General features: G+C 60.0%; 19 protein-coding genes and 1 pseudogene. 7 read left to right on the top strand and 13 right to left on the bottom strand.

The window, feature by feature from the left end; translation table 11 throughout:
• Positions 1-15 precede the first annotated feature (15 nt).
• Genes AC1DVE_RS05260 through AC1DVE_RS05250 form a run of 3 tightly spaced genes read right to left on the bottom strand, consistent with a single transcriptional unit; the run spans position 16 to position 1,986 of the window.
• Complete coding sequence (locus AC1DVE_RS05260; protein WP_223457792.1) at positions 16-429, bottom strand: hypothetical protein; 414 nt, start codon at positions 427-429, stop codon at positions 16-18.
• Positions 410-1,492: a polymorphic toxin type 44 domain-containing protein gene (locus AC1DVE_RS05255; protein ID WP_223457791.1), complete on the bottom strand. Its 1,083-nt coding sequence runs from the start codon at positions 1,490-1,492 to the stop codon at positions 410-412. Before AC1DVE_RS05255 ends, AC1DVE_RS05260 begins: the two co-directional genes overlap by 20 nt.
• Complete coding sequence (locus AC1DVE_RS05250; protein ID WP_046040309.1) at positions 1,492-1,986, bottom strand: hypothetical protein; 495 nt, start codon at positions 1,984-1,986, stop codon at positions 1,492-1,494. Before AC1DVE_RS05250 ends, AC1DVE_RS05255 begins: the two co-directional genes overlap by 1 nt.
• A gap of 587 nt (positions 1,987-2,573) precedes the next feature.
• Here AC1DVE_RS05250 and AC1DVE_RS05245 point away from each other — a divergent pair.
• On the top strand, positions 2,574-2,936 hold the full coding sequence (locus AC1DVE_RS05245; protein WP_477783816.1) for a DUF6124 family protein: 363 nt from the start codon (positions 2,574-2,576) through the stop codon (positions 2,934-2,936).
• A gap of 219 nt (positions 2,937-3,155) precedes the next feature.
• Here the strand turns inward: AC1DVE_RS05245 and AC1DVE_RS05240 are convergent, their stop codons facing one another.
• Positions 3,156-3,968, bottom strand: coding sequence for a class I SAM-dependent methyltransferase (locus AC1DVE_RS05240; RefSeq protein WP_223457787.1), 813 nt, complete (start codon positions 3,966-3,968; stop codon positions 3,156-3,158).
• A 44-nt stretch (positions 3,969-4,012) separates the two neighbouring features.
• The gene (locus tag AC1DVE_RS05235) at positions 4,013-4,282 is read right to left on the bottom strand and encodes a DUF4242 domain-containing protein (RefSeq protein WP_223457785.1); all 270 of its coding nucleotides are present in this window, start codon (positions 4,280-4,282) and stop codon (positions 4,013-4,015) included.
• A gap of 178 nt (positions 4,283-4,460) precedes the next feature.
• On the opposite strand from AC1DVE_RS05235, the gene AC1DVE_RS05230 reads away from it, so the two are divergent.
• Positions 4,461-5,453 (top strand): AraC family transcriptional regulator, encoded by a 993-nt coding sequence (locus tag AC1DVE_RS05230; RefSeq protein ID WP_223543262.1) that lies wholly within the window; start codon positions 4,461-4,463, stop codon positions 5,451-5,453.
• Between the two features lie 9 nt (positions 5,454-5,462).
• Here AC1DVE_RS05230 and AC1DVE_RS05225 read toward each other — a convergent pair whose 3' ends face one another.
• From AC1DVE_RS05225 to AC1DVE_RS05215, 3 genes and pseudogenes are all read right to left on the bottom strand, one after another.
• Positions 5,463-6,680 carry a cytochrome c biogenesis protein DipZ gene (locus AC1DVE_RS05225; protein WP_477783815.1) on the bottom strand — a complete coding sequence of 406 codons (1,218 nt, stop codon included), beginning with the start codon at positions 6,678-6,680 and terminating at the stop codon, positions 5,463-5,465.
• Between the two features lie 164 nt (positions 6,681-6,844).
• Positions 6,845-7,054, bottom strand: a pseudogene (locus AC1DVE_RS05220) (hypothetical protein); the annotation flags it as partial.
• A 48-nt stretch (positions 7,055-7,102) separates the two neighbouring features.
• Positions 7,103-7,366: a DUF2790 domain-containing protein gene (locus tag AC1DVE_RS05215; protein WP_223457771.1), complete on the bottom strand. Its 264-nt coding sequence runs from the start codon at positions 7,364-7,366 to the stop codon at positions 7,103-7,105.
• Positions 7,367-7,671: 305 nt separating this feature from the next.
• On the opposite strand from AC1DVE_RS05215, the gene AC1DVE_RS05210 reads away from it, so the two are divergent.
• Entirely contained in the window at positions 7,672-8,412 is a 741-nt protein-coding gene (locus AC1DVE_RS05210; protein WP_095946382.1) for a response regulator, read from the top strand.
• Entirely contained in the window at positions 8,409-9,719 is a 1,311-nt protein-coding gene (locus AC1DVE_RS05205) for an ATP-binding protein (protein ID WP_223457769.1), read from the top strand. Before AC1DVE_RS05210 ends, AC1DVE_RS05205 begins: the two co-directional genes overlap by 4 nt.
• Before the next feature lie 1,233 nt (positions 9,720-10,952).
• Here AC1DVE_RS05205 and AC1DVE_RS05200 read toward each other — a convergent pair.
• The gene (locus tag AC1DVE_RS05200) at positions 10,953-11,759 is read right to left on the bottom strand and encodes a class I SAM-dependent methyltransferase (protein WP_223457767.1); all 807 of its coding nucleotides are present in this window, start codon (positions 11,757-11,759) and stop codon (positions 10,953-10,955) included.
• Between the two features lie 172 nt (positions 11,760-11,931).
• Here AC1DVE_RS05200 and AC1DVE_RS05195 point away from each other — a divergent pair, with 172 nt between their 5' ends.
• Positions 11,932-12,312 carry a hypothetical protein gene (locus AC1DVE_RS05195; protein ID WP_223457765.1) on the top strand — a complete coding sequence of 127 codons (381 nt, stop codon included), beginning with the start codon at positions 11,932-11,934 and terminating at the stop codon, positions 12,310-12,312.
• Positions 12,313-12,584: 272 nt separating this feature from the next.
• Here the strand turns inward: AC1DVE_RS05195 and AC1DVE_RS05190 are convergent, their stop codons facing one another.
• The 4 genes from AC1DVE_RS05190 to AC1DVE_RS05175 all read right to left on the bottom strand — a co-directional run bounded on the left by AC1DVE_RS05190 (position 12,585) and on the right by AC1DVE_RS05175 (position 18,330).
• Positions 12,585-14,018 (bottom strand): sigma-54-dependent transcriptional regulator, encoded by a 1,434-nt coding sequence (locus AC1DVE_RS05190; protein ID WP_223457763.1) that lies wholly within the window; start codon positions 14,016-14,018, stop codon positions 12,585-12,587.
• Positions 13,987-15,480 (bottom strand): sensor histidine kinase, encoded by a 1,494-nt coding sequence (locus AC1DVE_RS05185; protein ID WP_223457761.1) that lies wholly within the window; start codon positions 15,478-15,480, stop codon positions 13,987-13,989. The genes AC1DVE_RS05190 and AC1DVE_RS05185 overlap by 32 nt, the downstream gene beginning before the upstream one ends.
• A 102-nt stretch (positions 15,481-15,582) precedes the next feature.
• Complete coding sequence (locus tag AC1DVE_RS05180) at positions 15,583-16,683, bottom strand: SCO family protein (protein WP_477783814.1); 1,101 nt, start codon at positions 16,681-16,683, stop codon at positions 15,583-15,585.
• Between the two features lie 201 nt (positions 16,684-16,884).
• Positions 16,885-18,330 (bottom strand): sensor histidine kinase, encoded by a 1,446-nt coding sequence (locus AC1DVE_RS05175; protein ID WP_223457758.1) that lies wholly within the window; start codon positions 18,328-18,330, stop codon positions 16,885-16,887.
• Between the two features lie 276 nt (positions 18,331-18,606).
• On the opposite strand from AC1DVE_RS05175, the gene AC1DVE_RS05170 reads away from it, so the two are divergent.
• Together AC1DVE_RS05170 and AC1DVE_RS05165 are read left to right on the top strand one after the other, a co-directional pair.
• Positions 18,607-19,953, top strand: coding sequence for a hypothetical protein (locus AC1DVE_RS05170; protein WP_223460222.1), 1,347 nt, complete (start codon positions 18,607-18,609; stop codon positions 19,951-19,953).
• A gap of 35 nt (positions 19,954-19,988) precedes the next feature.
• Positions 19,989-22,238, top strand: coding sequence for an Ig-like domain-containing protein (locus AC1DVE_RS05165; protein WP_223533512.1), 2,250 nt, complete (start codon positions 19,989-19,991; stop codon positions 22,236-22,238).
• The last annotated feature ends 106 nt before the right edge of the window (positions 22,239-22,344 follow it).

The following is a 22,344-nucleotide window of genomic DNA, read 5'->3' as shown; positions in this document are numbered from 1 at the left end:
AAAAACGGCACCTTTCTATGGGCTCGCGGTATCCGTGATGCATTGTTTCAAGCGATCCGAATCCGTACCGCTGCTTGGGCTTTTGTCGAGAACCCCATCCGCTGCGATGTAGATACTGGTCGTTGGCCAGCTAGGGCTTATCATTACACAATGACTTTTATTTGAGGCCGTCCAGTCAAGCCGCATAAAGAAATCATCATCGGGAAAAAGATGGCCAGCCCCCCCTGTAGATTCGCCGGGAGAAATGTCACCTCTAAAGATATCGTGTTGAGTATTTAGGATAAATTCCATCTTCCCATTTCCTTCTTCCGAGAAATAGATTTTTACCCTCGGGACGGTGACGTACCAGACAAGATAAATAAGCAGCAATAGCGTTAACAGTCTGCGCTTGAGATAAAAGCGATCCTTTTTATTTGCAGTTGTGGACACTTATACCTTTCCCCCAATCAGAAGGATCACCTGCAAGCACTTCATCCATAATTATCTTGGCGCTGACCCCACCGGTTGAATAAGCTTTGAAGAGGCTCACGCCAATAGTTATAGACTTTCTGTCTGGAATGTCATCCCACGCCCTTAATCCCTTTATGTCCTCTGAGCGATGAGGCCCTGGCTTATTTTCCCAATCTTGAAACTTACGTACCGTGTCGGAAATGATCTGCTCAGCACCTGCACCATCCAATAACACCTGCTCCGAAAAACCTGCAGCCATTCCTACATATCCATAATGAATATTCGACCAAATATCGTAAAAATAATCATATTTCCCCTGTTTATGGCGAACATCGCCCCCGAACTCAACCTTTATCTTCGGTTTATGATCCCAGGACCGATTCTGCCCGACCCGCTCTGTCCACAGCGCAAACGCCTCGGCTTGCTTGACAAGGGCGATGCTGTGGAAATTGGGTTGGTGGCCGAGTCGCAGGTAAAACGGGATCTCCATGTATTTATTATTTTCAGCCACCGGGTCATAGCTGTTCAGCTCCTTCATTTTCGGAACCGAAGGGTGGGTGATGTTCCGGTTCATCTCATTGGCTATGTAGCTGGCCAGTTCTTCCATTCGGTCCGGGTGATTGCAAGAAGCAGGATTGCCAAGAGAGGCCGTGACCTTCGCTGCAGGTTTCAGACCTGTCATCTGGGGATTCGTTGTAAACCTGCTATCCGTTTGGGTCGCCGGAGGAGCGGCGGCCCTGATAGCACTCCGCTTAGGGCTTGTCTCATTTTGATAGCTGGCCGTAAACACCGAGGGAATCAGTTGGGCTTTGCAGGGACAATTACTGTGACTATCCAGCGTGCCAGCCATAGCTTTGCCATGGCTGATCTTGTGTGAAATACCACCGACAATCTGATAAGTCTTGCCATCTTTGCCGCAAGTGACCCGATCACCTTCGCGCGCATGAGCGATACCGTACATCATGATTCGGGTGTCACCATCCAGCACTTTGCCGCCGCAGGTGGTCTTGTCATGCAGGCCGATGAAATATCCTTTCTCCATTAGTTCTCTACTCCCTCTATGGAGGGCAGAAAATCCTCTCCCATGGGCACGCCTTCACGCGCCACGTACATGCAAATGCCTTGGGATGTATTGATGATCTCGTCGCCATTGCACAGACGACTACCGACCAGCGCCAGATGGCTATTCTCTTCGCCTGCTGTCGTTACGATCTGCGCCGTTCTGCCATCGGCATACACGACGAAATCGCCTTTCTGCGCTCCACGTACTTTTTGACCGCTGTCCAATATGAACTCCAGCGGCGACGTCGCTTGCTGGATCACCCCGCCGTCACGGGTCTGACTGCCCTCGGATGCGACTCGGTAAATAGCGCGAGGTGGATGTGTTTCAACGTAAGCACGCTGCTGATCAATGATCGCCCGGGCCTCCTCGGCAAATTGCGCAAGTTGCTCCTCGGTGAAAGGCGAGTTGTCCAGACTGCGGAGAAATTCAGGAGAAACTTCGTTGGTATACAAGGGGTGCAGAGGTGCATTCATTTACAACTTCCTTATCGTCATCGATTTGAGTTGCCTTCTCTCTCGTCTCGGCAGAAGCGCTTAGCAAAGAAAATATTGGGCGACGACGAATAAGACGGTGGGACGCGTGCTGAAAGCAATCCAATGGCATAGCCAAATGAACGAATAGGAATTTTCGCAATAACCAACAACCCATTTCCTACAGCGATAGTTCCATAAGTTAATTTTTCGCGCAGTGGAGGCCCACTCAAAGAAATTTAAACGCGCCTGTTTAATCGCTTGGGAAATTACTTCCTGAAAGCTACACCACCTTGCGCCGTTGCCTACCGGTGCGACAGAATCCGCCGGCTTGTGCGTCGTGGGCTTGGGTTCTATCGTTTGCCGGTCATTGAAAAATCAGTGATCGGGCTTGGTAGGCCCGTAGCATCGACGCATATCGTCACCTTTACTGCCCAGTGTCTGGGCGGTGTTTTTATGGTGACCATGCGCAGGGCTCCTTCGGGGGCGCCGGTTCCGATGCCCGGTCTACCAACCTTCGTATGGTCGCCACCCTTCGTTTGGTAGCGAGGCGGTGATGGCTCCTTTTAAATAGCGTCGGAGTTCCATCTATGTTCAAGGTCACACCCAATCCGCCGGAGACCGATCCGCCATCCCCGTACGAAAACGCCGATTCAAAAAAATCTCACGTAGACGCCGAGCAGACCCTCGACTATCACCTGAAGCCAGACGTCCCCATCATGGACATTCCGCGCTCAGTCGGCACGATGTTCTTCGTCAACCCAGAGCTCGATGCAGAAACCCTGCTGGCCCATGCATGCGAATCACTGGCTTCGGCCAATGTCATGGCCATGGATTTGGCGGATCATATGGAAGGCCCCAGGCGCAACTCCCTGCTCGGCATTGCACAAGTCATCATGCTGGGCGAGCTGGCGGTGAATCGCGCGCTGGACCAACTTGACCCACCTGAGTAACCGCCGCTGCCTTTGACCGAGTCGCTTGACCTGATTTTCTGATCTCCGTTTACAGGAACAGGCACGAACAAAAACGGCACCTTCGGGCGCCGTTTTTTCGTGTAGGAGCGAGCTTGCTCGCGAAAGCGGTGTATCAGTCACAGTAGCTGCGACTGGAAGACCATCGTCGGATCGCCGCCCGGAGCAAGCTCGCTCCTACAGGGGGTTATGCGTGGTCGATCACCGCCGCGTGATCACCACTTCCAGGTATTCACTCGGCACCACCAGCGACTTGTCGCCCGCCCGGTTCATCCGGTTGATCAGCTCGCTCAGGTCGGTCTCCAGTGCCTTGGCGCCGTCCGCAGGCAGCGCGGCGAAGGCCTTGTGCACCGGCCCGTACCATTCGCGGAAGGTGTCGATGAAATGCGCCGCCGAGCGATAGCGGAAATTGAACGTGCGGCGCGTCACCTGGAGCAGGAATTCACGTTCGTCGAAATGCTCGTGCAACCAGGCTTCGGTGCCCCAGCGTGAGGGTGGACTCGCACCTGGAGGGGGTGGCAGGTGCTGGCCCAGGGTCTTGAACATCTGGCCGACGAAACCTTCCGGCGTCCAGTTGGCCAGGCCGATCCGCCCGCCCGGGCGACAAACCCGCGCCAGTTCCGCGGCGGCCTTGGGCTGGTCCGGCGTGAACATCACGCCGAAGGTCGACAGCACGGCATCAAAGCTGCCGTCGGCAAAGGGCAAGGCTTCGGCATCGGCGACCTGGAAGGAGACGTTCAGGCGTTCTGCCCGGGCCCGTTCTTCACCGCGTTCGAGCAAGGCGGCGACATAGTCGGTGGACGTCACCTGGCAGCCACGGCGGGCAGCGGCGAGGGTTGCGTTGCCGTTGCCGGCGGCAACGTCGAGCACGCGTTCATCGCACAACAGGTCGCAGGCTTCGGCCAGTTGCTCGCCGACAATCTGCAGGGTGGTACCGATCACGGCGTAGTCGCCGCTGGCCCAGGAGGCCATCTGGCGGTTTTTCAGGGCAGTCAGATCAATGGGTGTACTCATGGAGACGGTCTCTGGTTTGAAACACTAGTCGGGTCCGGTCGCGGTTACTCCGCCGTCGTCGGATCGATGATGTTCATGACCTGGGAAATGCGGTTGGCGGGAAAACCACTGATCCTGGCGTGCTCCTGGATCTGCTCCTCGTTCGGCGAGATGTACACGCAGTAGAGCTTGTCACCGGTGACATAGCTCTGCACCCACTGCACCTCTGGCAACTCACGCAACGCCTGGCAGGACTTTAGCGAAGCGGCTTTCAAATCCCTTTCCGACAGAGCTCCGGCGCCCTGGATCTCGCGTTCAATGACGAACTTAGGCATGGCAACCTCTCTTTATTGTTCTGGATGGCAGGGCGGCACTCACCCTGTGATCAAACTATCGTCCTGACGGGCGCCGGCGTCCTGTCCGATCGTCGCCCAACCCTGCCCGATCGTCCGGAGATTCCACGTAGCGCGTAGGCGCGTTCACAATCAGGAACCCTCCCACGGGGAAACCCCAATGGACGCTCTGTCACAGACCCTGCGCGTCGTGCACCTGGTCGGCGCGATCTTTATCAACGCCCGGTTCACCGCGCCCTGGTGCTACCAGTCGCCCAGCGCCGATACGGCGGCGCCGTTTCTGGAGCCCGATGCAGAACGGGTGGTGATCTTTCACCTGATCACCGAGGGCGAATGCTACGTCGAACTGGGCGATGACCCGCCGCTGCAGCTGAGTGCGGGCGACGTGGTGATCTTCCCCCAGGGTGATGCCCATCGAATGTGCTCACGTCCCGGATTGCCCCCGGCCACGGGTGCGCGACTGGATGCGGTACTGGCGCGCCGCCCCCGGCAATTGAGCTATGGCGGAGGTGGCGCGGTCACCCGGTTGGTGTGCGGTTACCTGGCGTGCGACACGCGCCTGGCGGGCATGTTGCTCAAGGGCTTGCCGGCCGTAGTACGGGTCAATGTGCGCGGTTCGAATGCCGGTATCTGGCTGGAATCATCTGTGCGCTATGCCCTCGCCGAAGCCCGCTCGCCCCGCCCTGGCGGCGAAGGGGTATTGGCCAAACTCGCCGAAGTGCTGTTCATCGAAGTGTTGCGCCTGTACATGAACGAACAGGGCGAAGGCCGCACCGGCTGGCTGGCCGGTGTGCGCGACCGCATCGTCGGCGCCGCCCTCAACGCCTTGCACAAAAAACCCTGCCACGCCTGGACACTGGACGAACTGGCGCGCACCGCCAGCACCTCAAGATCGGTATTGGCCGAACGCTTCCAGCAACTGGTAGGGGTGTCGCCGATGCAGTACCTGACGCAATGGCGGATGTTGCTCGCCGCCAACCTGTTACGCAGCAGCAACAGCTCATTGACGCGGATCGCCGAAGAAGTGGGATACCAGACCGATACCGCCTTCAGCCGTGCCTTCCGTCGCGAGTACGGTGCACCACCGGCGGCGTGGCGGCGCGGTCAGGAGAAAAAAAACATGGCCCACGAGGCAAGACCTGTGAGCCATTGATCGAGCGGATTACGCCGCTGGCGCGCTGGCCTTGGCCTCCTCCAGCAACTGCTGGATCATCTTCTCCTGCGTGTCGTAGCTGCCTTCACCGAAGTGGGTGTAACGCACCTGCCCCTTGGCATCGATCAGGTAGTGCGCGGGCCAGTACTGGTTGTCGAAGTTGCGCCAGATCGCGTAGTTGTTGTCGATCGCCACCGGGTAGGTGATGCCGTATTCCTTCACCTTGGCCCTGACGTTGTCGATGATGCGTTCAAACCCGTATTCGGGTGTATGCACGCCGATCACCACCAGTCCGTCCTTTTCGTATTTCTTTGCCCAGTCCTTCACGTACGGCAGGGTGTGCTTGCAGTTGATGCAGTCGAAGGTCCAGAAGTCCACCAGCACCACTTTGCCTTTCAGGGCCTCGTTGCTCAGTGCCGGTGAGTTGAGCCAATCCACCGCGCCGGACAGCGACGGCATCGCACCCTGGGCGTTGTCCATGGCGCTGTCGGCCTTGACCTTGCTGACCAGGTAATCGACGACTTTCGGCACGGTTTCCAGCACGCCTTTCTCCACGCTGCTGACACCTTCCGAGGAAGTGTTGGCCAGCAACAGGTCATTGGCCCCCGTTGCAATCACTGCCGCACCGGCGAGCACCGCAACCCCGGCGCCACGGCGCAACCAGCCGGTGACCGGAATCGACGGTTTCAAGCGATTGACCAGGCGGCGCCCGGCAAAGATCAAGGTGCCCAGGGACAGCGCACTGCCCGCGCCATAAGCCACCAGCAACAGACTGGTGCCGGCGTTCGCCCCTTGCAGCATGGCGCTGGTGAGAATCACCCCGAGGATCGGCCCGGCGCAGGGTGCCCAGAGCAGCCCGGTGGCGACACCGATCATGATCGACGCCAGCGGCCCGGACATCTTGCGCGAGTTCGGGTCGATGCGATTGCCCAGCAGCACGAAAGGACGCGCCAGCCAGTCACCGACCCGGGCGGAAATCAGCGACAGGGCGAACAGCGCCATCACCACCAGTGCTACGTGGCGGCCGGTGTTGCTGGCCTGGATCACCCACTCACTGCTGACCACCGCCAGGCTGGAGACCAGGGCAAAGGTCAGGACCATGCCGCCAAGGGTCAGCAGGATCGAGGAGCGTGTGCGGTCGGCCCCGGCAAACAGGAATGGCACGACCGGCAGGATGCACGGGCTGAGGACGGTCAATATGCCGCCCAGGAAAGCGATGAGTAACATGGGATCACCTAATGCAAATTAGAGGGCGACACATTGGCCAATGTGGGAGCGGGCTTGCTCGCGAATGCGTCGGGTCAGATGACACATCATTGACTGAACAATCGCTTTCGTCGGAACGCCGCCCGGAGCAAGCCCGCTCCCACAGTGGATTTGGGGTGTTCTCAAGCCGTCTGCTCTTCCAGCAACTGCCCCTGAGGCGTGCGGCTGGCACCGTCTTGCGCCAGGAAGCCATTGGTGCCCTTCTCTGCCACCGGTGTGAGCTGGAAGCAGGTGTTGCTGCCACAGGCGCTTTGTTCGACAGCGGCGTTGGCATGGGCCGCCGCACCGGCGACGGAAAAGGCGATGGCGGTCAAGTAGCGGGAAATGTTGTTCATGATGTCCTTCCTGTTTCAAATGGATTAAGCGGTGTTTGATTGCGACACTCAGTTTTCCGAGTTGCAGTTGTCAGCCAACTTGCTGTAACCCAGCACCTGGGTCCTGGACTGGGAGTCGAGGTACGTCAGCCGCGCATTCACCACGCCGCAGGAAGGCGTAGCGTCCTCGGATAGCGACACCACTTTCCTGATATCCAGTTGGGTGCCGTAGGTGTAGGTTTTGGGAGCGACATCGGCTTCGGCACGGGCCGACAAGGTGCAGATGTTCAGGGCGGCAAACAGGCAGGCGGCGTAGATGGCCTTGGTGTTCATGGCGGATTCCTCAAGGTTCGACAGGTCGTTGGTTCGTTGATCCGAGGCGGTCTGGTTTGCCTCGATGGAACCTATTAAAAGCCTGCGAGGTATCTCGTCTGTGTCGGAAATCGGCGTGAATCAATCGCTGCGTATCAGAACGGCACCTGGATACACAGCAATACAAAACCGCTGGAAATCGGCTTTTTTGCCTTCGTGTGTATCCGCAGGCAAGCCAGATACACTGCAATACAAAGGGCGGCAGGCGAGCCCGCCGAGGCTCGATAGACTGTGTGGCATTCCCCATTTACCAGAGGTTTGGCCCAATGGATCACGTTGATCACATCCTCATCGTTGACGATGACCGCGAAATCCGCGAACTGGTTGGCAACTACCTGAAGAAGAACGGCCTGCGCACCACGGTCGTGGCGGATGGGCGGCAGATGCGCGCTTTTCTGGAAACCACTCCGGTGGACCTGATCGTGCTGGACATCATGATGCCGGGGGACGATGGCCTGGTGCTCTGCCGCGAATTGCGCGCCGGCAAGCACAAGGCCACGCCAGTGCTGATGCTCACCGCACGCAACGATGAAACCGATCGCATCCTCGGCCTGGAAATGGGCGCCGACGACTATCTGGTCAAGCCATTCGCTGCCCGTGAACTGCTGGCACGGATCAACGCGGTGCTGCGACGCACGCGCATGCTGCCGCCGAACCTGGTGGTGACCGAAGCCAGCCGGCTGTTGGCTTTCGGTCGCTGGCGCCTGGACACTTCGGCCCGTCACCTGCTCGATGAAGACGGCACCATGGTGGCCCTGAGCGGTGCCGAATATCGATTGCTGCGGGTGTTTCTCGACCATCCGCAGCGGGTGCTCAACCGCGATCAATTGCTCAACCTGACCCAAGGCCGCGACGCCGACCTGTTCGACCGCTCCATCGATCTGCTGGTCAGTCGCCTGCGCCAGCGCTTGCTCGACGACGCCCGCGAACCGGCCTACATCAAGACCGTGCGCAGCGAAGGCTATGTGTTTTCCCTGCCGGTGGAAATCCTGGGCGATCAATCATGACCCTGGCGCTGCACTGGCCGCGGACCCTGGCTTCGCGGCTATCACTGATTTTCCTGATCGGCCTGATCCTCGCTCAGGCGCTGTCCTTCGGCGCGCAGTACTACGAACGCTACGAATCCTCGAAAACCACCATGCTCGGCAACCTGGAAACCGACGTTTCCACGTCCGTTGCCATCCTCGACCGCTTGCCCGCCGACGAGCGAGCCGGTTGGCTCAAACAACTGGAACGGCGCAATTACAGTTACATGCTCAATGAGGGTTCGCCGGGCACGCCCATACGCACCGACATGCCCGATGCGCCCATTGCCATTGCCTCGATCAAGGACGCCATCGGCCACGATTACCCGATGACCTTCACCGACATCCCCGGGCCGAAAAAACATTTTCAAGTGCACTTGAACCTGGCGGATGGCAGCCCGCTGACCATCGACGTCCGCCCGACGATGGTGCCGTTGTCGCCCTGGCTGCCCATCGTGTTGCTCGGGCAATTGGCGCTGATGCTGGCCTGCTCCTGGCTGGCGGTGAGAATCGCCATCCGCCCCCTCACCCGCCTCGCCAGTGCCGTCGAAACCCTGGACCCCAACGCGCACCCAGTACTCCTGGACGAAAAAGGCCCGACCGAAGTCGCCCACGCCGCCAGGGCCTTCAACTCGATGCAGGCACGCATCGCGGCGTACCTGAAGGAACGCATGCAACTGCTCGCGGCAATCTCCCACGACCTGCAAACTCCCATCACCCGCATGAAACTGCGCGCCGAGTTCATGGACGACTCCAGCGAGAAAGACAAACTGTGGAACGACCTGGGCGAGATGGAACACCTGGTACGTGAAGGCGTGGCCTACGCTCGCAGCATCCACGGCGCCACCGAAGAAAGCCGCCGCACCGACCTCGACTCGTTCCTCGACAGCCTGGTGTTCGACTATCAGGACGTGGGCAAGGACGTTCAGCTCACAGGCAAGAGTGCAGCCGTCATCGACACCCGACCCCACGCCTTGCGCCGGGTGCTGGTCAACCTGACGGACAACGCATTGAAATTTGCCGGTGCTGCCGAGTTGCGGGTGGAAAAACAGGCCGATGGCAACCTGTCGATCAAGATCCTCGACCGTGGCCCGGGGATCGCCGAGGAAGAACTCAAGCAAGTGATGGAACCGTTCTACCGCGTCGAAAACTCCCGCAACCGCAGCACCGGCGGCACCGGGCTGGGGCTGGCGATCGCCCAGCAACTGGCGGTCGCGATTGGAGGGTCGTTGAGCCTGAGTAATCGTGAGGGTGGCGGGTTGTGTGCGGAGTTGCGACTGCCGGTGTAGAAATTTTCGGTTCGGGGGCGAGGAATGCCAGGCCAGCTGTAAAGAATGGTCGGCTGTCAGACCGCTATCGCGAGCAAGCTCGCACATTGGGTCTCCGGTTTTACTCGGGACTTGTGGCCACTGAAGATCCCTGTGGGAGCGACGGTGCGGCGATCCGACTTGCTCGCGATGGCTTTGTGTCAGGCGATGAATATTTTGTGGGTGTACATATCCGTTGCTGCGGTAACGGCCACTTAGGGTTCCGCCCTTACGGCGGGTCACTTGGAAAAACGGAATGCCGCCCAACCCCAAGTAACCAAGGGCTCTTGCCCCTGACATTCGGTGCCTCGCCTAGGCTCGGCATGCCCTCGCTCCGGTCCTGCTCCGTGGGCCCGCCGCCATCGGCCATCCATGGCCCAGAGTGTGTAAAAACGCTTCACCAAAATTGAAGTACGCGCATCTACGTTAAATCTGAAATTTATCGGCACGTCAGCAGATGTGGATTTCGCGTAGAAACGCGATTTCCAGTCCGATTTTGAGTACCTGCCGCGCTCAAAACCGTTTTTACACAGCCTCGGCCGGCGGCGGCTAACCCGGCATCCATGCCGGGTTGCCCACTGCGCAGAACCTCCTCTCGGCCTCACGAGGGGGCAAGAAGATCAAAAGCTAAAGCCAAAGCAAAAGCAAAAGCGAGGCGGCCTACCGGCCGGCCTGATCGCGGGGTTCGTTCGCCTGTGAGAATTGAGTCTGCTGACAGGCCGTCATCGCGAGCAAGTCGAATCGCCGCACCGCCGCTCCCACAGAAGAGCAAAAGCAGAGCAACCCACACCACCGCGTCGCTTCTCACCACTCATCAGGCCGAGCGTTAGCTCGCCTGCAGCTCTTGATCTTGATCCACCCGCCCCCTCGGCAGGCTGAGTGGAGGTGTTCATCCGGGGGTGGGCGCGCAGCGCCGTTCGGCGCAGCCGAACACATCGAGAGGAGGTCGAGCGAAGCCGACCGGAGGCGATGCCCCCGGATGAATGCCGGAGCGAAGGAACCCCGAGCCTTAGCGAGGGGCCGTACGTTCGGGGCGAGCGTTTTTTTGGTTACTTTTTTAGGCGCTTGTAAAAAAAGTGACTCGCCGTAAGGGCGAAACCATAGGCCGCCGTTACCAAAAAACCGGATATGTACACCGTCAACAAAAGACAGGTTGGCTGTCAGGCCGCCTTCGCGAGCCTGCTCGCGATGGCGTCACTCCGAGCTACACATCACTCAGCTCTTCACCACCACCCACGTAAAACACAACGGCAACTGCGCCACCTGCTGTTGATAGCGGTCATAGAGCTCTTCGCGGTTGGAATGCGGGTACTCCTTGAAGTGACGGATCTGCAACCCTGCCGCAATGGCGGCACTGAAGAGGTCGCCCAGGGTGTGGACGAACCAGTAGGACGCCGCCGACGGCGTTTCGATCTTGCCTTCGTAGACGATCGGTTCGTGCTGCACGAACGGTTCGCGACGGAAGTATGAACTGGCCAGACGAAAAGGATCGGCTGCCTCGGGGTCGAACATTTCCAGGAACGGGTGGGTTTCATACACCACCAGCGCCCCACCCGGCTTCAGCGTACGCGCCACATGGCGGAAGAATTCGCCGATGTCCGGCATCCAGTTCAAGACGCCGATGGTGATCAGCGCCAGGTCAAAGCGCTCCTGCAGCCCGGCCGGCAAGTGGTGAATATCCGCTTCGATGAATTGCGGCGCATGGGGCGAGCGGGACGCCAGTTCCCGTGCCTGCCCGAGAAATGCTTCAGACTGGTCGACGCCCACCACGCTGCGCGCCCCCAGGGCAAACAGCGACAGACTTTCGCGGCCATTGTTGCAGCCCAGTTGCACCACCTCCTTGCCGTCGACACCTGTCTGGGTCAGCAAAGCGGTCAGGGTGTCGTCCAGGCAGGAAAAATCCGTGTGCGCCACGCCCTTCAACAAGGCTTGCCATTCGCAGGAGTCTTTGTGATGACGGGCGGAATCATTCCAGGCCTCGCGGTTACTGGCGATGGCTTGATCTTTTGTCGGCAGTTCCATTGCACGCTCCAGGGCTTGGGTCGTCGATTTGACCGGCCGGAGTCTAGATCAACCTCATCCTGGCAGGTGTTGCGAACTTGTAATCCACACAGCACCGACGGCTGCCCACGGCGGCAGCTATAGTTAATAACCTTGGGAGAAATGTGGTTAAACCGATTTAGCAGGTGTTGCCATGAAAAAAACCAATCTGACGCTGTTGCTCGCCTTCTACCTGAGCACGACCGCTGTCGCCCACGCCGACGACATGCCAAACACCACTGACTACAGCAGTGAATTCAACTATTACGGCGCCGACCAACCCTTCGCGCACCCCGCACCACTGTCCATGAGCATCGTGCCACCAGGTTCGTACATCCCGACCGCACCCGGGGAATTCATTCCGGTTTCAAGTGAGCACGTGTTCTCCGACTCGCGCCTGCCGACGGTGGCCGACGCCACGGTTCGGGTGTTTATCCGCTCCTACGATCCGGAGCGTGGCGTGTATGTGAACCAGGAAGTCGAGAACCCCAGTTGCATGATGTCCTGTCTGAGGCAGGGCCCGGTGTTGCAGTGAGCACTAGGGGGCGTTCTCAATTGGTTTCCCCACCGCGTTGTCGCCTTAAAGCTGGCCAGGCAAGGCGTAGGCCGCTGGGAATGGTTGTTCCCTTTCCAAAGCCTGCAACGCAGCATGGCCAGCTTTAAGGCACAACCCGAAGGGGCCGGGCCTGCTGTTGTGCAGGGCTGTGTTGCTCGAAGCTGATTTGGAATGACCAAACTGCGCTTCTCGCGCCTTGCCCTGCACAACAGCAGACCCGGCGCGGTAGGGAAACTAATTGAGAACGCCCCCTACCACTGGCGCTTGTCCGGACGGGCGAGGCCGAGTTTTTCGATCCGGTAGCGCAACATGTCACGGCTCAGACCCAGCAGGCGTGCCGATTTGGTGACGTTCCAGTCCGTCTTGTCGAGCATCTTGCGCACCATGTCGCGCTCCACTTCCGGCAGGTTCATGGACTCGCTGCCGTTGTAGGACGGACGCGGTTCGCTGGAATGTGGCGGCTCGTGATGAAACATCGGTGGCTCATCCACCAGGCTCAGGCAGACGTTCAACTGATGGGCGGCGATGGTGTCGCTTTGCGCCAGTAACACGGTTTGCTCCAGCATGTTGCGCAGTTCGCGCACGTTGCCCGGCCAGCTGTAGCTGAGCAGCAAATCTTCGGCCTGGTCGCTGAAATGCAGGTTCGGCTTGCCGTAGCGTTTGCCATGCATCTCCAGGAAGTGCCGGGCCAGCAGCAGGATATCGGCACCCCGGGCATACAGGCGCGGCACCTTGATCGAAATGATGCGCAGGCGGAAAAACAGGTCGCGACGGAATTTGCCTTGCTGGACCATTTGTTCGAGATTGCAGTTGGTGGCACTGATCACCCGCAGATCGACCTTGCGCTCCTTTACCGAACCGACCCGGCGAATGGTCCGGTCTTCCAGCAGTTTCAGCAGCTTGGCTTGCAACAGCAGGTCCATTTCACCGATTTCATCGAGGAACAGCGTGCCGCCATCGGCCGCTTCCACCAGCCCCAGGCGGCGTTCTTTGGCGTCGGTGAAGGCGCCCTTCTCGTGGCCGAACAGTTCCGACTCCACCAGATTGGAGGGGATCGAAGCACAGTTGAATTCAATGAACGGGCCTTTGGCGCGCGGGCCGTCGAAATGCAAGGCCCGGGCTACCAGTTCCTTGCCGGTGCCCGTCTCGCCTTCCACCAGGACCGGCGGCAGATCACTGTTGGCCATGCGCCGTTCGGCGTCGAGCAACTGGCTGATGGTGCCCTTGAGGTACGCCATCGGTGCCGACTCGCCAATCAGTGCCTGCACCCCCGACTTCTGAGCCTCGCGTTCCTGGTAAAACGACAGCGTGCGCTCCATGCGGTCGGTGGCCAAGGCCTTGTCCAGCAGCAGCTTGAGCTCTGGCAGGGCCACGGGTTTGGTGACGTAGTGAAAGGCGCCCTCTTTCATCGCCACCACGGCGTCTTCGACGTTGCCGTAGCCGGTCATCATGATCACTTTCAGATCCGGCGCGCTGATGCGCAGCTTCTGGATCAGGTCGTGACCACTCATGCCCGGCAACGAGTTGTCGGTCAGTACCACGTCAGGCGCGAAAGAACCCAATTGCTCCAGTGCATCTTCGGCCGAGTGGCAAACGGTCACCTCGAAGCCCTTGCGCTCCAGGTAAGTCTGAATATTCTCGGCGAGAATTTCGTCATCCTCGACCAGCAGAATGCTGTGCTCCATATGCCCCTCCCGTTGCCACTTTGAAATTGAGACAAACGCGGGTTCCTTCCTGCTCCCGGCTGGTCAGTTCGACCGAGCCGTCAAACCGTTCCATTATTCTTTTGACCAGGGCCAGGCCCACGCCTAACCCACCTTGCTTAGTGGTGAAAAACGGCTTGAAGACCATTTGTTGCTGTTGTTTGGACATGCCCTTGCCGGTGTCGGTCAGGGTCATGCTCACGTCGCCGGGTACCGAGGAATCGATCTCGATCGTCAGCACGCCACCCTTGGGCATGGCTTCCAGCGCATTAGCAAACAGGCTATTGAGTATTTGCGTGAGCAGCACCTGTTGGCTGACGATCGGTGGCACGCTGACAGGCGAGAAACGCACTTCGACGTCCGAACGTTTGATCAGGGACTCGAAGGCACTCAAGGTGTCTTCGAGGGCCAGCACCAGGTCGACCGTTTCACAGTCGTCATTCATCGGCCGCAACGACACCAGCAATTCACGGACCCAGCGCGACATGCGGTCGACCTGATTGATGATGTCGCCAATGTTTTTCTGCGCGGTCTGGCTGGCGATGTCCTGGGCCAGTTCGGCGCTGGAGCGGATATTGGCCAGCGGGTTGCGCAAGCTGTGGGCGACCGCCGAAGACATCTCGCCAAGGGCGACAAAGGTCTCGTTGGCGATCAATTGTTTCTGCTGGCTCTGCAACAGCGTCGCCGCGCGTCGCACGATCCAGAACAGCCCCAGGTAAATGGCCGCCCCGCCGATCAGCGTGGCCAGCCAGATCGCCTTGAAGCCACGCTGGATGCGTTCCACCAGGTCCAGCGGCTCTTTATAGATTTCCACCATGGCAATCACTTTGCTTCTGTCGGCGTTGAACATCGGAATGTAGTTCTCGACGAACAAATACTCCGGTTCGCGCAGCAAGCGCTGCTCGGGACGCGCCTCATCGACTTCGTGGTAGCTGGTGGACACTGGCGATTTCATTTCGAAGGATTCGTCCAGCTCATCGTCGCCTTCGATGCGCACGCCAATCAGCTCGGGGTTGGTCGACCAGACCACGGTGCGGTCCAGGGCGTACACCGTCGCCAGCAAGATGTCCGGCAGATGCTCCACATGGTCGAGAAACTCCACGCGCGCGGCGGCCCGGAATCCCGGGTTGACGTCGGGGTAGGCATGGTCCATGCGCGGGTCGAGCATTTCGCCAATGGTTTTGCCCGGCGAAATCCCGGCATGCCGGATTTCAGCCTCGCCAATGGACTGGATGAACTGCGCAGTCAGCATCGAATCGCGCTCGATGCTTTCGTCGACCACAAAGCGCGTGGAGATGTAACCCAGCCCCAGCGCCACCACCGCGATGATCAGAAAGCTCGCCAGGGAAAACCAGCGCAGTAAATTGAACTGCGGCCGCCAACCCTTGCGTTGTGCTGCCGGAGCCTGCGGCGCAGCTACTTTTTGTTGTTCGAGTATCTGCATGGCGGTGTCCTGGATGCTTGAAATCGAGCCTGTTCAGCCGCGTTCTGGATCAGTGTAGGTGGCATTGATAGCCATTGACTGGCCCGCGTAATTTTTTTGACACTATTGCACCTTGGGCATGTCGGGTTGCGCGACCGAATGATGATGTTCAGGCTCCTCGTTACCACTGGCCAATGGCACCACCGGCGGATGCTGACGGTTGGTTTCTTCCTGCAGGAAATCAATGATGGACTGCACGGAACGCTCATCCAGCCGCAAGTTGGGCATCGGGATCCTGTTGTAGCGATCGAACAGCTCCATCGCAATCGGGTCCTTTTCCGCGAGCATGCGATCCGGCTCGCGGATCCAGCGGTTGAGCCAGGCCGGATCGCGCTGATGGGTCACGCCGATCAGGTCCGGGCCGATGCTGTGCAGGCCGATGCCCTGCCCGTCCAGCGGACCGAGGCTGTGGCAAGACGCGCAACGGGTGCGGAACAGCTCTTCACCATTGCTCGGCGGACGGATTTGCGGTGCATCGGCATAGCTTTCTTCCACACTGGGCTGTTTCCAGTTCTGCAAGGTATTGGCCAGTTGGTCGGCCAGAATCCACGGGTTTTCGAACGGCGAGGATTTCATCCAGCGGCCCGTTGCCTGGTTGCCGACGATCAGGCTCAGGTTGTGGTCCTTGCTGCGCCCGTTATCGATGCCTTCGATGAACAGCCCCAGTTTTTTGCGCAGGTCGGTGACGTCGGCGAATTCCCCGGTGAGGAATTTCCACCCGGGCCCGACCTGGAAGCGTTGCGCATAGGCCTTGAGCACCTCGGGGGTATCACTCAAGGGGTCGATGCTGATGGAATAGAAGAAGACGTCCTTGCCGACCCGATCCCCCAGCAGTTTCTGCACCTGGCGCAGGCGCGCGGTTTCCAGGGGGCAGGAGTCGCTGCACGAGGTGAAGATGAAGTTGATCACCACCACCTTGCCTTTGATCATGTCATCGAAAAAACGCAGTTGCTGACCGTCCTGGTCGGTCAGCAGGGTGTTGGGGAAATAGTTGCCACCCCACGGAGTGTCGTCTTCAACGACAGCGGGTTCGGCAGTGGATGCAGAAGCAGGTGCGGGCGTCGACGTCGGCTGGCTGGCGACCAGCAGCTGGCTGGCCAGCAAACCGGTCACCAACATCAGTACCAGGTGCATGCCCAAGGCTCGTGAACGTGGTGAATGCATCTGTTTTTTTTCCATCACCAGCCGCCTCGATGTCGTGAAGGGGGTCATGATGGTTTTGCAAGGACCTCGCCAATCATGTGTTTTTTTTATAAAAAAGTACTAACACTCAACAAAACAATGATTTATCAAAATCAATGGGCGATGACCGTGGAAATGACCGGGGATTGAACCCCCGATATTGGGGATAGTTCATCCCCGTTTTCAGGGGACCAGATTAAACAACAGGCGGACAGTGGTGCCCTCGCCTTCACGGCTATCCAGGGTCACCGCACCGCCAAAACGCTCCATGATCCGCTTGACCAGCACCAGCCCGACTCCCAGCCCGCCCTGCTTGGTGGTGAAGAACGGCCGGAAGGCCATGGTGCGCTGTTCTTCGCTCATGCCTTTGCCGGTATCGCTGACCCTCACGCTGACGCGCTGGGCATCGCGCGGCTCGATCTGGATGGTCAGCGTACCGCCGTCGTCCATGGCTTCCACCGCATTGGACAGCAGGCTGTTGAGGATCTGGGTCAATTGCACGTGCTGGCTCAGGACCATGGGTGTCTGGTCCGGCTCGAACACCACGTTGATCCTGCCCTTGCTGATCTGATGCTCGTAAGCCATCAGGCTGTCATGCAGGGCCGCCACCAGGTTCACAGGTTCCGCCTCGTCATTGAGCGGTCGCAGGGACTGGAGCAACTCCCGGACCCACTTCGACATGCGATCGACCTGACCAATGATGTCGTTGATGTTCCCGTGTGCCGGACCGCTGTCGAACTCCATCGCCAGCTCGGCGCTTGAACGGATGTTCGCCAACGGATTGCGCAGACTGTGGGCGACCGCCGAGGACACCTCCCCCAGAGCCACAAAGGTTTCGTTGGTGATCAATTGCTTCTGCTGCGTCGCCAGCAGGATCGCCGCCCGCCGCACGATCCAGTACAGGCCCAGGTAAATCAGACCGCCGCCCAGGGCGGTCGCCAGCCAGATCAGCACAAGGCCGCGCTCCATGCGGTTGATCAAGTCCTGCGGCTCCTTGTAAATCTCGACCATCGCCGTGACGGTGCTGCCATCGGCGTCGAACAGGGGAATGTAGTTTTCGATGAAGGTGTATTTGGGTGGCTCCAGGAACTTCTGCTCCATGCGGGATTTGTCCACATCGTGGTAACTGGTCGACACGGAAATTTTCGAGTTGAATGCCCGGTCGAGGTCTTCATCGCCATGGATCGTGGTGCCCATCAAGGCCGGGTTGGTCGACCAGATCACCATGCGGTCGGGGGCATAGATGTTGGCCAGGATCACGTCCGGCAGATTTTCGATATGGTCGAGGAAATCATCACGGGCATTGGCGCGTGACAGCGGGTCGACGTCAGGAAAGTCCTTGTCGTTTCGTGGGTCGAGCAACTCACCCATGGTCCTGACGTTGGGAATCGACACATGGCGCACCTCGGTCGAGGCAATCGCCTGTATGAATTGTGAGGTCAATAGCGCATCGCGCTGCACGCTTTCGGTAATCACGAACCGCGAGGACACCGCCCCCAGCGCCACCGCCACCGTGCCGATCACCACCATGCTGACCAGCGAAAACCAGCGCAGCAGATCGAACGGCTCCTTGCGCGTGTTCAAGCGAACTTCGCTTTCGGTCGCAAGTACTTTGGCGATGGTGTTCATGGACACGGTTCCCGGAAACCCCCTATAGGTTTATAGCCCACGCATGGCCGTTTGCCCGGTGTACTACGCCCCCCTCCCGCCCCGCGCGCCCTATCCACCCCCAAAACTGGGGAAAGCCGCCCGCGCCCCAGCCTCCCGGTCTGTCACCCGCGACTGCGCCAATGCCTTTACTCCGGGCTTCCCACGGGCGTTTTCGCTGATTGGTATGGAAGTTGCCGAACACCCTGCCAACTGACCCATCCCCAAGGGGCAGGTACTTCGATAGAGGGAATACTCATGCACCCTTTACTGCGCAAAACCGCGACCGCCCTGGCCCTGACCGCTCTAGCCCAAGGCATTGCCCAGGCAGCGCTGTTTGCCGTAGACCCCGGACCCTACCTGCCAACCAATGGCAATTTCGCCGCCTGGTATCAAGACAGCCATGGCCGAACCCTTGACCTGTGTTTATCCAAGGCTGTCAGTTCCAGGGTTGCCAGCGCGCCGGGCGCCCCGACTTACATGTGCTCGTTGATCCCGAACCCCGGTATTTTCGACGACACTCAACCGTTGGTCTTCCCGACCAATTTCCCCGACGAAGCGTTCTGGGCCACAGGCGAAACCACCATCGTCGATGCCGCCCGAGGCATCGACCTGACCTATGTCTCGGCGGTTGAGGCAGCCTTCAGTGGCGGCGATCCACTGGAGGGCGACCAGATCAGCTTCGCCCGTATCCGTATTCGCATCGACGTGCCCACCGCCGGCACTTATGTCATCACCCACCCCTACGGCGTCGAAGTGTTCAACATCGACACTCCCGGCCGGCGGGCGATCAACATGACCCGGGACATCGGCATCGGTGCGCCAAAAACCTACGGCGGCGCGCTCAAGGGCGACGTCGGACCGTTCCTGCGCAGCGTCAATGGTCCCTACACCGAGACCAACCCGACCACGGGTCAGGCCGAACAATTCGTCGGCGATCCGAACCTCACCGAAGCCGTCACTGGCAGCCCGTTCAACACCAACTATGTGCGCATCGAAGGCCCCAATGGCCTGGACTTGCGCACCAACCTCTTCGCCGTATCCGGCAAGTTGTCGACGGTGGTCCGGCCGACCCCGGTGATCGCCGAGCGCAGCACCTATTCGCGACAGGCCGGCACCAGCGCCCCGGTGGCCCAGCAGGACGTGTTCGTGCTGGCCCCGCCACCACCGGCCAGCGTGACCCTGGACAGCAACAACCCGGTGCTGAACTTCACCGAAGCGAACACCACCGGCCACTGGTATGCGCAGTCGCCGAACAATCCGACGCTGCCGAGCACCTTGCAGGTGACCGCCGACAACCACCTGGCCATCGCCAGCAGCACGCCGACCACCTTGCCCATGCCGCTGACCGACCTGGTGACGATCTCACGCGCCGAGTACAGCCTGAGCACCGGGCAAATCACCATCGTGGCCTCGACCAGCGATGAAACGTCGCCACCGGTGCTCACTGCCACCTCCGGCACCGGTATCGCCATCGGCGCCCTGAGTGGTGACGGCGCGGTGAAAAGCCTGGCCACCGGCATCTCGCCGATTCCACCAGCCCAGGTTCGCGTGTCGTCGTCCAATGGCGGCAGCGATACCGAAGAAGTGGTCATCGTGCAATGAACGCCCACATGCCCGGATCCTCATCAGGAGGCATCATGAACAAATGGCCACGCCTGGCGCTCAACGCCCTGGGACTGACTCTATCGCTGTCCGGCAGTGCCTTCGCGCAACTCGCCGCCGTCGATCCCGGCCCCTACACCTTTGCCACCGGGAAATTCCCGATCTGGTATCAGGACAACAATCTGTTGTCGATGGAGCTGTGCCAGTCACGCGCCGCCAGCTCACGGGTGGCAGCCAGTGTGCCACCGGCCTACATGTGCACCCTGCTGCCGACACCAGGCATTTTCGACGACACCCTGCCGATGGTGTTCCCGGATAACTGGCCAGACGAAGCCTTCTGGTTCCTTGCCGAGACCAGCATCCCCAACAACACCGCCGGCTATGGCATGGACGCTTATGTCGCCGGGATCGAGGCTGCATTTGCTGGCGGCAACCCGCTCGACGGCGACCAGATCAGCTTCGCGCGGATTCGTATGCGGGTGAACATTCCCACTGCCGGGACCTACACCATTACCCACCCCTATGGCGTGGAAACGGTCAACGTCACCACCCCCGGGCGTCGTGCGATCAACATCACCAAGGATGTCGGCGTCGGTGCACCGGGGGTTTTCAGCGGTGCGGTCAACGGGGCGATCGGGCCGTTCCTGCGCAGCGTCAACGGCCCCTACACCGAAGTGAACCCGGACACCGGCACCGTCGAAACCTTCGTCGGCGACCCGAACCTCACCGAAGCCGTGACCGGTAGCCCCAACAACACCAACTTCGTGCGCATCCAAGGCCCGGCCGGGACCCTCCAGACCAACCTCTTCACCCTGTCCGGCAAGGTGCTCGACAACCGCGCGCAAACCGCGGTGGACATGACCCGTGCCACCTACCGCCGCATAGCCGGCACGGGCGGCAACAACACCCGGGTCGAAGTGTTTGCCAAAGCCGCCAACGGTTCGACCCTGTGCTTTCGCGAAAGCATCGCCCTCGTCCCCGGCCCGCCTGTGTCGCCTTGCCAGACCACCATGGTGAGCGATAACAACGGCGTGTTCTTCGCCCAGCATCTGCTGGCCAATGCAACGGTGCCGCCGGTCGTGGTGGTCACCGCCACCAACCCGGCCGGGACCACCCGCCCGACCTCGGTATCGAGCAAGCTCTCGGATGTGGTGAAAATCCAGACCGCTCGTTATAGCTGGAGCAACCACAGCCTGCTGATCGAGGCCACCTCCACAGACGAAGTGGTGGTTCCGGACATGGTCGCCCAGGGTTACGGCCGGCTGTCAAAAACCGGCACCCTGCAACACCTTACGGTGGCTGACCTGACCCAACCCCCTGCAACCGTTACGGTCAAATCCGCCGCCGGCGGCAATGACACCGAGCCGGTCGTAGTCGTCGGCACTGCACCGGACACCGGCGCGAACCAGGCACCGATCTCCGTCGCCGATACCGGCAGCACCAGCTTCGGCGTGCCGATCACCCTCAACCTGCTGGCCAACGACAGGGACCCGGACGGCAATACGCCGCTGAGCATTACCGCGCTGACTCAACCGGCCGCCGGCCAGGGCAGCGTGGCATTGAGCGGCACGACGGCGGTGGTCTACACCCCTCCCGCTGTCGTCAACGCGCCGCTGACCACGACCTTCACCTACAAGGCCCAGGACGTCAAAGGCCTGGCCTCGACGACAGCGGCAACCGTGACCATTACCGTGGCGCCTAACCGGCCTCCGGTGGCAGTCGCCGATGCCGTCACGACACTGGGTGTGGCGATTCCAATCAACGTGCTGGCCAACGACAGCGACCCGGAAGGCAATGTGCCGCTAGCGGTCGCCAGCTTCACTCAACCACCGACAGGTCGCGGCATCGTCAGCAGTAACGGTACGGTGCTCACCTATACCCCACCGGCCACCGTCACCACGGCCTTCACCACGACCTTCACCTACATCGCCCGGGACAGCTTCGGCGCCCAGTCGACGTCGCCGGCCACGGTCACGGTGCAAGTCTCGCCACGGCCTGCTGCGGAAACCTTCGCAGTGACCACCGCAACGGTGAGTGCCCGTTCCAATAACCGCTTCACCTGGAACTTTGCCGGCACCTCATCGGTGACCACCGGCAACACCATCACCATCAAGGTCACCACGCCGACCGGGCTGGTCACCCTGGGCACCTCCACCGTACCGGTGAACGGTCGCTGGCGGTTGACGGTGAACAACACCACCACGGTCGTTCCGTCGGCGAACCCGACCGCCACGATCACCTCGTCCCAAGGCTCCGTGCGGACAGTGCCGGTGATCGCCAACTGAGCCCGCGCCCCATTAGCCACGTTGGTTGATGGGGCAGGCTTGAACCCTATGGAAAACCGCGGCCTCGGGTGGGGGGCCGCGGTTTTTTTGCCGGGTGCATTGATGG

The organism is Pseudomonas sp. P4_B4, from assembly GCF_056402255.1.
This window is presented reverse-complemented; position numbering and strand designations above follow the sequence as displayed.

What these genes read in the sequence shown, in the direction of transcription:
- AC1DVE_RS05255 (WP_223457791.1), bottom strand. Translation starts at nt 1,492, where the DNA reads ATGGAGAAAGGATATTTCATCGGCCTGCATGACAAGACCACCTGCGGC.
- AC1DVE_RS05250 (WP_046040309.1), bottom strand. Translation starts at nt 1,986, where the DNA reads ATGAATGCACCTCTGCACCCCTTGTATACCAACGAAGTTTCTCCTGAA.
- AC1DVE_RS05245 (WP_477783816.1), top strand. Translation starts at nt 2,574, where the DNA reads ATGTTCAAGGTCACACCCAATCCGCCGGAGACCGATCCGCCATCCCCG.
- AC1DVE_RS05240 (WP_223457787.1), bottom strand. Translation starts at nt 3,968, where the DNA reads ATGAGTACACCCATTGATCTGACTGCCCTGAAAAACCGCCAGATGGCC.
- AC1DVE_RS05235 (WP_223457785.1), bottom strand. Translation starts at nt 4,282, where the DNA reads ATGCCTAAGTTCGTCATTGAACGCGAGATCCAGGGCGCCGGAGCTCTG.
- AC1DVE_RS05230 (WP_223543262.1), top strand. Translation starts at nt 4,461, where the DNA reads ATGGACGCTCTGTCACAGACCCTGCGCGTCGTGCACCTGGTCGGCGCG.
- AC1DVE_RS05225 (WP_477783815.1), bottom strand. Translation starts at nt 6,680, where the DNA reads ATGTTACTCATCGCTTTCCTGGGCGGCATATTGACCGTCCTCAGCCCG.
- AC1DVE_RS05215 (WP_223457771.1), bottom strand. Translation starts at nt 7,366, where the DNA reads ATGAACACCAAGGCCATCTACGCCGCCTGCCTGTTTGCCGCCCTGAAC.
- AC1DVE_RS05210 (WP_095946382.1), top strand. Translation starts at nt 7,672, where the DNA reads ATGGATCACGTTGATCACATCCTCATCGTTGACGATGACCGCGAAATC.
- AC1DVE_RS05205 (WP_223457769.1), top strand. Translation starts at nt 8,409, where the DNA reads ATGACCCTGGCGCTGCACTGGCCGCGGACCCTGGCTTCGCGGCTATCA.
- AC1DVE_RS05200 (WP_223457767.1), bottom strand. Translation starts at nt 11,759, where the DNA reads ATGGAACTGCCGACAAAAGATCAAGCCATCGCCAGTAACCGCGAGGCC.
- AC1DVE_RS05195 (WP_223457765.1), top strand. Translation starts at nt 11,932, where the DNA reads ATGAAAAAAACCAATCTGACGCTGTTGCTCGCCTTCTACCTGAGCACG.
- AC1DVE_RS05190 (WP_223457763.1), bottom strand. Translation starts at nt 14,018, where the DNA reads ATGGAGCACAGCATTCTGCTGGTCGAGGATGACGAAATTCTCGCCGAG.
- AC1DVE_RS05185 (WP_223457761.1), bottom strand. Translation starts at nt 15,480, where the DNA reads ATGCAGATACTCGAACAACAAAAAGTAGCTGCGCCGCAGGCTCCGGCA.
- AC1DVE_RS05180 (WP_477783814.1), bottom strand. Translation starts at nt 16,683, where the DNA reads ATGCATTCACCACGTTCACGAGCCTTGGGCATGCACCTGGTACTGATG.
- AC1DVE_RS05175 (WP_223457758.1), bottom strand. Translation starts at nt 18,330, where the DNA reads ATGAACACCATCGCCAAAGTACTTGCGACCGAAAGCGAAGTTCGCTTG.
- AC1DVE_RS05170 (WP_223460222.1), top strand. Translation starts at nt 18,607, where the DNA reads ATGCACCCTTTACTGCGCAAAACCGCGACCGCCCTGGCCCTGACCGCT.
- AC1DVE_RS05165 (WP_223533512.1), top strand. Translation starts at nt 19,989, where the DNA reads ATGAACAAATGGCCACGCCTGGCGCTCAACGCCCTGGGACTGACTCTA.